At 69.2% G+C, this 6,372-nt stretch carries 6 protein-coding genes and 1 pseudogene; 2 read left to right on the top strand and 5 right to left on the bottom strand.

Annotated elements, in window-relative coordinates:
• The 5 genes from HOQ08_RS13580 to tviB form a co-directional block, all read right to left on the bottom strand.
• On the bottom strand, positions 1-257 hold a 257-nt coding region (locus tag HOQ08_RS13580), incomplete at its 3' end, for a hypothetical protein (protein WP_291195885.1).
• A 66-nt stretch (positions 258-323) separates the two neighbouring features.
• The gene (locus tag HOQ08_RS13575) at positions 324-1,718 is read right to left on the bottom strand and encodes a TIGR03013 family XrtA/PEP-CTERM system glycosyltransferase (RefSeq protein WP_291195882.1); all 1,395 of its coding nucleotides are present in this window, start codon (positions 1,716-1,718) and stop codon (positions 324-326) included.
• A gap of 114 nt (positions 1,719-1,832) precedes the next feature.
• Positions 1,833-2,594 (bottom strand): 4'-phosphopantetheinyl transferase superfamily protein, encoded by a 762-nt coding sequence (locus tag HOQ08_RS13570; protein WP_291195880.1) that lies wholly within the window; start codon positions 2,592-2,594, stop codon positions 1,833-1,835.
• Positions 2,595-2,607: 13 nt separating this feature from the next.
• Entirely contained in the window at positions 2,608-3,657 is a 1,050-nt protein-coding gene (locus HOQ08_RS13565; RefSeq protein WP_291195877.1) for an SDR family oxidoreductase, read from the bottom strand.
• Positions 3,657-4,934, bottom strand: coding sequence for a Vi polysaccharide biosynthesis UDP-N-acetylglucosamine C-6 dehydrogenase TviB (gene tviB / locus HOQ08_RS13560; protein WP_291195875.1), 1,278 nt, complete (start codon positions 4,932-4,934; stop codon positions 3,657-3,659). Before tviB ends, HOQ08_RS13565 begins: the two co-directional genes overlap by 1 nt.
• Positions 4,935-5,291: 357 nt before the next feature.
• Here tviB and HOQ08_RS13555 point away from each other — a divergent pair, with 357 nt between their 5' ends.
• Together HOQ08_RS13555 and HOQ08_RS13550 are read left to right on the top strand one after the other, a co-directional pair.
• Entirely contained in the window at positions 5,292-6,068 is a 777-nt protein-coding gene (locus tag HOQ08_RS13555; protein ID WP_291195888.1) for a ferredoxin--NADP reductase, read from the top strand.
• A gap of 118 nt (positions 6,069-6,186) precedes the next feature.
• Positions 6,187-6,372: pseudogene (locus tag HOQ08_RS13550) on the top strand (hypothetical protein); the annotation flags it as partial.

Genomic DNA, 6,372 nt, shown 5'->3' with positions numbered 1-6,372 from the left:
GCCGCGGCGCCAGCGGATGCCGGCATCGCCGCCGGCGTGTTCGCGCGCACTCTCGCCGGCACGGGCGCCGCGTCGGCCTTCCATTGCGCCCGCATCGCAGCTTCCGGCGTCCGGGCGCCGGCTTCGCGCAGCCGCACGACGACCTGTGCCACGACTACGCCGGCCAGCAGCAGCGCCGCCGCCGCGAGTACCGCGCGCCGGCGCCAGCCGCTGCGGCTGTCCCGTTCGGGTGAGGATGCGCGCGGATTTTCCGGCAAGCCACTACTGGGCATGGTGACTCCTGAAGATGAACGGCCCCGATCAGGAGGACCTGGCGGCTGCCGCTAACGCGCACCCCGGCGGAACAGCACCACCTCGACCGTCTGGATCAGGATCAGCAGGTCGAACAGCAGGTTGTGGTTCTTGACGTAATAGAGGTCGTACTTGAGCTTCTCTTCGGCATCGTCTTCCGAGGCGCCGTACGGATAGCGCAGCTGGGCCCAACCGGCGAGGCCGGGTTTCAGGCAATGGCGCAGGTTGTAGTAGCTGATCTTGGTGGCCAGGTCGGCAACGAACTGGGGGCGCTCCGGACGCGGGCCGATCAGGCTCATCTCGCCCTTGAGCACGTTCCACAGCTGCGGCAGCTCATCCAGCCGCACCTTGCGGATGAAGCGGCCCACGCGGGTCACGCGGTCGTCGTTCTCGCGCGCCCAGCGGGCCACGCCGTCGCGCTCGGCGTCGGTGCGCATGCTGCGGAACTTGATCAACTGGAAGGTCCTGCCGCGCGCGCCCACGCGCTCCTGCCGATAGAAGACCGGCTGGCCCGGACCCGATTCGATCAGGATCGCCAGCGCCACCAGCAGCATCAGCGGCCAGGCGAGCACCAGCACGCACAGCGAGGCGGCCAGGTCGAAGCTGCGCTTGGTGAAGCGGCGCATCGGCGTGGCGTTGAAGCCGCCCGAGTACACCAGCCACGACGGATGCGTGAGCGAAAGCTGCACGCGGCCCGCCTCGCGCTCGAAGAAGGTGGTGAGGTCGGTGATCGCGACGCCCGACTGCCGGCACTCGAGCAGCTCTTCCATCATCAGCTTGCCGCGCCGGTCCTCCACTCCGACCACGATCTCGTCGACCTGGTGGCGCAGGGTCCATTCCGGCAAGGGACCGTTGGGTTGGATCAACTGGCTGGCCGGAACCTCGATGGTCTCCCCCGGGCGCGCGATGAATCCGAGCACGGTGAAACCGCGCCGATCCGAGCGCCGCCGCATGCGGGTGTGGATCTGCGCCGCGCGCGCACCGGCGCCAAGCACCAGGATGCGCCGCTTGAACGCCTCGACTTCGACCAGCCGCAGGAACAGCGTGCGGAACGCAGTCACCGCGACGAAGCCCAGCATCAGCGCCATGCCCAGCACGCCGCGACCCAGGTAGGCCTGCGGCAGCAGGTAGAAGATCACCATCAAGCCCAGGCCGCCGAGCAGGAAGCCGATCGCCTGGCGCGCCAGCAGGCCGAACCAGCTGGCGCGCATGTAGGTCTGGTACTGGCCCAGCGCCGCCAGGCCCAGCAGCATCGCCACCCCGAACATCAGGGCGCGGTTCGGCAGGTAACGCAGGTACTGGGCCAGTTCCTCGGGCTGCTGGAAACGCAGGTACGTGGCTGCAACCAGTGAGCCCCCCAGCAGCACCAGTTCGGCCATGGCCAGCAGGAACAGCCATCGCGCACTTCGCTTGTGCAAGAGACTCATCCGTTTCCCCTTCACCGGCGTCCACTGCCGACGAGGGGCGGAGCATATTCCCGGATGAGGCCGCTCGTCTACTACTCGAATGGAAAAAATTCAATAGAAAAAATGACGTACCCGTCACAATTCCGGAATTTTCTCGTCCGATCTTCCGACCCGCCGCCAAGACAGCTCGCGTACTGCCGATGGCGCCGCCCATGCGCCCGCGCAAGTGGGCGGCAGGGGCGCAAGATCGTGTACGACACAGAACTGCGCCGCGGGCATGCCCGGCAGCATGACCGGCTCGTCCGCCGGCGCGGCAAAGCTTGATGGCGGCTGCCCCAGGCCCACGCCGGCAGCCTTCAGCAGGGCCTCCTTGCGCGTCCATAACCGCAACAGGGCATGCCTGCGCGCGGCGGCGGGCAGCGCCTGCAGCAAATCGCGCTCGACCGGGGCGCAGATCTCCGCGGCCAGGGCGTCCAGTCGCGCGGACGCAGGGGCGCACTCGATATCCACGCCCAGCACATCGGCACGGGCCGCGGCCAGCAGCACCTGTGTCCCGCTGTGGCTCAGGCTGGTGGCCCAGCCGGTGCCGGGAAGCTGCGGCTGGCCGGAGGCGGCGAAGCGCAGCGGCACGTCCGCGGCAGGGACACCGAGGCAGCGGCCGAGCAGGCGGCGCCAGATTGCGTGCGCCAGCACATACGTCGTGCGATCGCGCTCGAAGTGGAAACGCGCGGCTCGGCTGCGCTCTTCCCGCCCCAGCAGGAGCAGCGCCTCATCGATCGATTGCGCCTGCCCGGCGGCATCGAACAGCAGCGCGTACGCCACGCCCACCCGCGGGGGAGACGGCACCAGGCTTGCGATGGCGTGCCCAACGCCGACCAGGAAGCCGCCGCGCGCCACGGCCAGATCAGCCTCAGGCCGTCTGGCCCGCGATGAACTCCAGGTACCAGGGCATCGCCTCGTCCAGGCCTTCGGCGAGCGTGTGGGTCGGCGCATAGCCCAGCCGCGTGGCGGCGCGCTGGATGTCGGCCAGCGAATGGCGCACGTCGCCGGCGCGGAAGTCCCGGTACACCGGCGACTGCGCGTAGTCCACGCCTTCGCTCGCCAGTTGCCGTACCAGGCCCTCGAACAGCTGGTTGAGGCTGGTGCGCTGGCCGACCGCCACGTTGTAGACGCGGTCGCGGTGCTCCTCGGGTGCGAGCGCGGCGAGCAGGTTGGCCTGCACCGCATTGGCCACGTGGCAGAAGTCGCGCGTGGTCTCGCCGTCGCCGTTGATGTACACCCCATCGCCACGCAGCATGGTGGCGATCCACTGCGGGATCACGGCCGCGTAGGCGCCCTCGGGGTCCTGCCGCCGGCCGAAGACATTGAAGTAGCGCAGGCCGATCGACTTGAAGCCGTAGCAGCGCGCGAACACCTCGGCGTAGATCTCGTTCAGCAGCTTGGTCACCGCATACGGCGACAGCGCGCGACCGATCACGTCCTCGACCTTGGGCAGGCTGGGTTCGTCGCCGTAGGTGGAGCTGGAAGCGGCATAGGTGAAGCTGCCCACGCCCGCGTCGCGCGCGGCCACCAGCATGTTGAGGAAGCCGGTGGCGTTGGCCGCGTGGGTGGCGAGCGGGTCCTCGACCGAGCGCGGCACCGAGCCCAGCGCCGCCTGGTGCAGCACGTGGCGCACGCCGGCGCAGGCGGCGCGGCAATCGTCCAGCCTGCGGATGTCGCCCTCGACGAAGCTGAAGCGCGACCACGCCTGCGGCCCGACCAGTCGCTCGACCTCGTCCAGGTTGCGCCGGTGCCCAGTGGCGAAGTTGTCCAGCCCGACCACCGCCTGGCCCAGCCCGAGCAGCGCCTCGACCAGGTTGGATCCGATGAAGCCGGCTGCGCCGGTGACCAGCCAGGTGCCGTCCTGCGCGCGCACGCGCGCCTGCAGCGCGGTCGGCAGCAAGGTATCGAGCGTCGCCATCAGAGCCTCCCGTCCACCGCTTCGCGCGGCAATACGTACTTGACGTCGTAGACCACCGACTCGGGTTTGCCATACGCGCGCACGCCGTCGGCGCCCAGCGCCACGAACTGCCGGTGGCCGACCGCCACGATCACCGCGTCGTAGGCTCCCGCGGGCGGCTGCGCCAGCGGGACCAGGCCGTATTCGTGCTCGGCCTCGGCGGCATTGACCCACGGGTCGTGCACGTCCACCGCCGCGTTGTAACTGCGCAGCGCCTGCACGATGTCGACCACGCGCGTGTTGCGCAGGTCCGGGCAGTTCTCCTTGAACGCCAGGCCCAGCAGCAGCACGCGCGCGTTCACCGGATTGATGCCCTTGCGCACCATCAGCCGGATCACCTCGCTGGCGATGTACGGCCCCATGCCGTCGTTGGTGCGCCGGCCGGCCAGGATCACATCCGGATGGTGGCCGACCTCCTGCGCCTTGTGGGTGAGGTAGTACGGGTCGACGCTGATGCAGTGGCCGCCGACCAGGCCCGGCCGGAACGGCAGGAAGTTCCACTTGGATCCGGCCGCCTGCAGCACTTCCAGCGTGTCGATGCCGAGCTTGTTGAACAGGATCGCCAGGTCGTTGACCAGCGCGATGTTGAGGTCGCGCTGGGTGTTCTCGATCACCTTGGCCGCCTCGGCCACCTTGATGCAGCTGGCCTTGTGCGTACCGGCGGCGATGATCGAGCCGTACAGTCGATCGATGAAATCGGCTGCCTCCGGCGTCGAGCCGGAGGTAACCTTGAGGATGCTGGTGACCCGGTGCTGCTTGTCGCCCGGATTGATCCGCTCGGGGCTGTAGCCGGCGAAGAAGTCGCGGTTGAAGGCCAGCCCCGATCCACGCTCGAGCAGCGGCACGCACACCTCCTCGGTGCAGCCCGGGTACACGGTCGACTCGTACACCACGATGTCGCCGGCCTTGAGCACGCGCCCCAGCATCTGGCTGGCCTTGACCAGCGGGGTGAGGTCGGGCCGCTTGGCCGCGTCGATCGGCGTGGGCACGGTGACGATGTAGACGTTGCAGGCGCGCAGGTCGTCCTCGGTGGCGGAAAAGCGCAGGCGGCCGGCGGCAGCCAGTTCGGCGCCATCCACTTCCAACGTGCTGTCGCGTCCCGCGCGCAGCTCGTCGATGCGCCCCTGGTTGATGTCGAAGCCCAGCGTGTCGTAGCGCTTGCCGAACTCCACGGCCAGCGGCAGGCCCACGTAGCCGAGGCCGATGATGGCGATCCTGCTCTCTTCCAGATGCTGCATGCGTGCGTCCCTGTTGCTCACTGGTTCGGCCACTGCGGGCGGCAACGAATGGAGCGCTGCCAGTTGCGATCCCGGGTCTGGGCTCCATGGCGCCTGCTGCCTGGACGGTTGCATGCCTGCGCGGTTGCGCGGGCCGGCGCCATCTTCCCCCTCGCGCCTATCCTAATCGCAGCATGTGGCAATGGTATACGCGCGGCCGGCGCCTGACTCCGCCCGTGCCCCGATGGCATAATGAAAGGGCGCGCGGCCTACCCCGACAACCGCGCGGCCCGCACGGGCGACGCCCACCCAAGGCTAGCGGCCATCGACGGATACGCGTTCGCGGCGGCCCACATCCATCCGAGGCACGACATCCACATGGTGGCCCTTGCGACCGAGCACGTGATCGACGTGCGGCACTGGAACGACACGCTCTTCAGCTTTCGCGCCACGCGCGATCCCGGCTTCCGCTTCGAGAGCGGCCAGTTCGTGATGATCGGCATGGAAGTGGACGGCCGTCCGCTGATGCGGGCCTACTCGATCGCCAGTGCGAGTTGGGAGGAGCACCTGGAGTTCTTCTCCATCAAGGTGCCCAACGGCCCGCTCACCTCGCGCCTGCAGCACCTCAAGCCCGGCGATCCGCTGGTGGTCAGCCGCAAGTCCACCGGCACGCTGGTGCTGGACGACCTCAAGCCCGGCAGGAACCTCTACCTGCTCGGCACCGGCACCGGCCTGGCACCGTTCATGAGCATCGTGCGCGACCCGGCCACCTACGAGCGCTACGAGAAGATCGTGCTGGCCCACGGCGTGCGCCACATCAGCGACCTGGCCTATGCCGATTACCTCGAGCGCGAGTTGCCGCAACACGAATACCTGGGCGAACTCGTGCGCGAGAAGCTCGTCTACTATCCCACCGTCACGCGCGAGCCGTTCAGGAACCGCGGCCGCATCACCGACGCCATCGTCGACGGCGTCATGAGCCAGGGCACCGGCCTGCCGCCGCTCAACCCGGCGACCGACCGGGTCATGCTGTGCGGCAGCCCGGCGATGCTGGACGACCTGTGCGCACTGCTCGACGGCCGCGGCTTCCAGGCCTCGCCACGCACGCGCGAACCGGGCGACTACGTGATCGAGCGGGCGTTCGTCGAGAAATAGGCCCGGAGGGCCGAAACGCTCCCACGCGGCAGGTCCTTCAACAGCCCATCCACACCGCCGCCGCTAGCCTCCGTCGATCGGCGCCGACCTCCGGCGCCGCGTGCGTCCGGAGACACGCGTGGCAACCAGCCTCCCGCCACATCCGCAGCCTGCGCCGGCCCGTGGCAGCGTGGTCCTCGGCGTCGGCCCCGGCGCCGCGCACTCCGCGCACGAGGCGGCCACGCATGCGGCCATCGCACGGCAGCTGGCCGACCTGCTCGGCTACGACTTCGCCGGCGCCCACGTGCCCGGCCGTTCCTATCCG

Origin of the sequence: Frateuria sp. (genome assembly GCF_013362045.1) — a bacterium.
GTDB lineage: Bacteria > Pseudomonadota > Gammaproteobacteria > Xanthomonadales > Rhodanobacteraceae > Frateuria_A.
Note: the sequence above shows the minus strand (reverse complement) of the source record. Positions and strands in the feature narration are given on the sequence as shown.

Excerpts from the sequence above, each read along its gene's own strand:
- HOQ08_RS13565 (WP_291195877.1), bottom strand. The coding sequence starts at position 3,657 with ATGGCGACGCTCGATACCTTGCTGCCGACCGCGCTGCAGGCGCGCGTG.
- tviB (WP_291195875.1), bottom strand. The coding sequence starts at position 4,934 with ATGCAGCATCTGGAAGAGAGCAGGATCGCCATCATCGGCCTCGGCTAC.
- HOQ08_RS13575 (WP_291195882.1), bottom strand. The coding sequence starts at position 1,718 with ATGAGTCTCTTGCACAAGCGAAGTGCGCGATGGCTGTTCCTGCTGGCC.
- HOQ08_RS13555 (WP_291195888.1), top strand. The coding sequence starts at position 5,292 with ATGGTGGCCCTTGCGACCGAGCACGTGATCGACGTGCGGCACTGGAAC.